The following is a 2,752-nucleotide window of genomic DNA, read 5'->3' on the forward strand; positions in this document are numbered from 1 at the left end:
GCAGGTCATCGCCGCTGAAAATGGCCTGTTGCTCAACAACGGCTGAACCCACTGACACCAACGCGACATGTCCCACTTTCAGAGCAACAAGCCGCTTGGCAAACACCGTTCGCGCATGGTCACCGAGGGCGTCACGCGCGCGCCGCATCGCGCGTTTCTGCGCGCGACCGGTCTTGACGACGAATCGATGCAAAAGCCCTTCGTCGCCATCGTCGACACGTTCGGCGAAAACACGCCGTGTTCAATGTCGCTCAATGCGGTATCCGATAACGCGCGGCTCGGCATCGCGGCGGGCGGTGGCGTGCCGATCCGCGGTTCGGCAATTTCCGTTTCAGACGGCACGTCGATGAATCATCAGGGCATGCGCATGAGCCTCGTCTCGCGCGAGGTGGTCGCCGACAGCGTCGAGCTGTTCGTGCGCGCGCACGCCTACGACGCGCTGGTCGGCGTCGCGGGATGCGACAAGACGCTGCCGGGCATCCTGATGGGCATGGTGCGTGTGAACGTGCCGGGCGTGTTCCTGTTCGGTGGCGCGATGCTGCCGGGCACTGCGCCCGGCCAGCTTCCCGGTGGCGCGGGCCACGGACTGCAGCGGCAGGCGACCATCCTGACGGCGATCGAAGCCGTCGGCACGGCGCAACGCGGCGATATCACGCAAGCGCAACTCGATGGCATCGAACAACGCTGCACGCCGACGGCCGGTTCGTGTCCCGGGCAATTCACCGCGAACACGATGGCGATGGTGGCCGAGACACTCGGTCTCGCGCCGCTCGGTTCGGCGATGGTGCCCGCTGTCTACAGCGAACGCATTGCGATTGCGCGCCGCGCGGGCGAAACGGTGATGCACACGCTGACGCACGGCGGACCGCTGCCGCGCGATCTCGTCACAATGAAGAGCCTGGAGAACGCGTGCGCTGCCGTCGCAGCGACGGGCGGCTCGACCAATGCCGCACTGCATATCCCCGCGATTGCGCACGAGGCGGGTATCCGCTTCACGCTCGACGACGTCGAACGCGTGTTCGCCCGCATCCCGTTGATCGGCGATCTGCAGCCGGGCGGACGCTATCTCGCGCAGGACCTGCATCATGCGGGCGGCGTCCCCGTCGTACTGAAGGCGCTGCTCAAAGGCGGCTATCTGCACGGCGACGTGCTGACGCTCGATGGACGCACGCTCGACGAGGTGCTCGTGAACGCCGCGGATCCCGACGGCGAAGTGGTGCGCGCCTGCGATACGCCGCTTGGAGAAAACGGCGGCCTCGTGATCTTGCGCGGCAACCTCGCACCGGACGGCGCGTGCCTGAAAATCGCGGGTCTGAAATCGCTGCGTTTCGAGGGGCGGGCGCGCATTTTCGAGTGCGAAGAGGACTGCATGGCCGTGGTCGCCGCCCGCCGCTACAACGAAGGCGACGTGCTCGTAATCCGCAACGAAGGGCCGAAGGGCGGTCCGGGCATGCGCGAGATGTTGAGTGTGACGGCGGCGATTTACGGGCAAGGCATGGGCGAAAAGGTTGCGTTGCTCACGGACGGCCGCTTTTCCGGCGCGACGCGCGGCATGTGCATCGGATACGTCGGACCCGAGGCCGCGATGGGTGGCCCGATTGCATTGCTGCGCGACGGCGACCGCATTGTCATCGATGCCATCGCGCGCACGCTGAACGTTCAGATCAGCGACGACGAGCTCGCGTGCCGTCGCGTGGCGTTGGCACCGCGCGCGCCGCGTCGGCTGGCGGGTGTGCTCGAAAAATACGAGGCGCTGGTGCGGCCCGCGAATCTTGGGGCGGTGACGCATTCGGGCGCGCTCGAATGGCCGTACGATGCGCCCACGCACGGAGACGATGCGTGAGTGCGCCGGATGAATCGATACGGGTCGGCTTTTGCGGGCTCGGCAAGATGGGTTGGCCGATGGCACAGCGTCTCGTGGCAGCGGGGCATCGTGTAGCCGTCTGGAATCGTTCACATGACAAGGCGAGGGCGTTCGTGCGGGAAACAGCGACGACATCGTGTGTCGCTTGCGAGACACCGCGCGACGTGGCCGCGCGATCCGACGTCGTCCTGCTATGTCTCGCCGACGGCAATGCCGTCGAAGATGTCGCATTCGGCACGGATGGTCTTGCGTTAGCCGCGCGGGAAGCTGCGGCACTCACCATCGTCGATCATTCGACGCTTGCACCGTCGCAGGCGCGCTCGCTGGCGAATCGCTGGCAGTCAGCGATAAAAGACGGTGCGTGGATCGATGCACCCGTATCGGGCGGGGTAGCGGGCGCGGCGGCCGGGACGCTTGCCGTGATGGCTGGCGGGCAAGTGGAACGAATCGCTGGCGTCGAACGCGTGCTGGCCGCTTTCGCCGCGCGCGTCACGCGCATGGGTGAGAGCGGCGCAGGCCAGGCGACGAAGCTCGTGAACCAGATCATCGTGATGACCACCATCGCGGCCATCGCGGAGGGCACGCTTCTCGCGCAGCACGGCGGCATCGACACGGCGCGTATTCCCGCCGCGCTCGCGGGAGGCTGGGCGGATTCGGTCCTGCTGCAAACATTGCAGCCGCGTATGGTCGTGCCGCCGCAGCAGCCGACGGGTTCGATACGCACCATGCTCAAGGATCTCCATGCCATCGACGAGTTTGCGACGGAGTGCGCAATCGTGCTGCCCATCGCGAGTCGTGTGCGCGACTGGTTGATGCGTGCTGTGAAGGAGGGCCTTGGGGACGCCGATATCTCGCAGATCGTGCTGGCCTCGGTGGAATGATTCGCGG

Annotated in this window: 3 protein-coding genes; 2 read left to right on the forward strand and 1 reads right to left on the reverse strand. The window is 66.3% G+C overall.

The genetic code is table 11. The annotated features are described in order from the left end of the window. A partial coding sequence (locus tag H3V53_RS42680; RefSeq protein ID WP_336602970.1) for a hypothetical protein occupies window positions 1–193 on the reverse strand: 193 nt, incomplete at its 3' end. Here H3V53_RS42680 and ilvD point away from each other — a divergent pair. Together ilvD and H3V53_RS42690 are read left to right on the forward strand one after the other, a co-directional pair. Next, window positions 116–1,843 carry a dihydroxy-acid dehydratase gene (gene ilvD, locus H3V53_RS42685; protein ID WP_336602969.1) on the forward strand — a complete coding sequence of 576 codons (1,728 nt, stop codon included), beginning with the start codon at window positions 116–118 and terminating at the stop codon, window positions 1,841–1,843. The genes H3V53_RS42680 and ilvD overlap by 78 nt on opposite strands. After that, window positions 1,840–2,745 carry an NAD(P)-dependent oxidoreductase gene (locus tag H3V53_RS42690; protein ID WP_336602968.1) on the forward strand — a complete coding sequence of 302 codons (906 nt, stop codon included), beginning with the start codon at window positions 1,840–1,842 and terminating at the stop codon, window positions 2,743–2,745. The genes ilvD and H3V53_RS42690 overlap by 4 nt, the downstream gene beginning before the upstream one ends. Window positions 2,746–2,752 lie beyond the last annotated feature (7 nt).

Origin of the sequence: Paraburkholderia bengalensis, from assembly GCF_037126505.1 — a bacterium.
Classification (GTDB): Bacteria; Pseudomonadota; Gammaproteobacteria; order Burkholderiales; family Burkholderiaceae; genus Paraburkholderia; species Paraburkholderia bengalensis.

What these genes read in the sequence shown, in the direction of transcription:
- ilvD (WP_336602969.1), top strand. Translation starts at nt 116, where the DNA reads ATGGTCACCGAGGGCGTCACGCGCGCGCCGCATCGCGCGTTTCTGCGC.